This window comes from Janthinobacterium rivuli, from assembly GCF_009208735.1.
GTDB lineage: Bacteria > Pseudomonadota > Gammaproteobacteria > Burkholderiales > Burkholderiaceae_D > Janthinobacterium.
Map to the genome: position 1 here is coordinate 1 of NZ_WFLJ01000074.1, position 410 is coordinate 410.

The following is a 410-nucleotide window of genomic DNA, read 5'->3' on the forward strand; positions in this document are numbered from 1 at the left end:
GTGACCGGTCGTATCGAGCGCGGCATCGTCAAAGTCGGCGAAGAGATCGAAATCGTCGGCATCACCGATACCGTCAAAACGACTTGCACCGGCGTGGAAATGTTCCGCAAACTGCTGGACCAAGGTCAAGCAGGCGACAACGTTGGTCTGCTGCTGCGCGGCACCAAGCGTGAAGACGTGCAACGTGGTCAAGTTCTGGCAAAACCAGGCTCGATCAAGCCACACGCCCACTTCACCGGCGAGATCTATGTTCTGTCGAAAGACGAAGGCGGCCGTCATACGCCATTCTTCAACAACTATCGTCCACAGTTCTACTTCCGTACGACGGACGTGACTGGTTCGATCGAGTTGCCAGCAGACAAAGAAATGGTCATGCCAGGCGATAACGTGTCGATCACCGTCAAGCTGAT

At 55.1% G+C, this 410-nt stretch carries 1 protein-coding gene; it reads left to right on the forward strand.

Annotated features, from left to right (window positions below; genetic code table 11):
- A partial coding sequence (locus GCN78_RS28965) for an EF-Tu C-terminal domain-related protein (RefSeq protein WP_264372707.1) occupies nucleotides 1-410 on the forward strand: 410 nt, incomplete at both ends.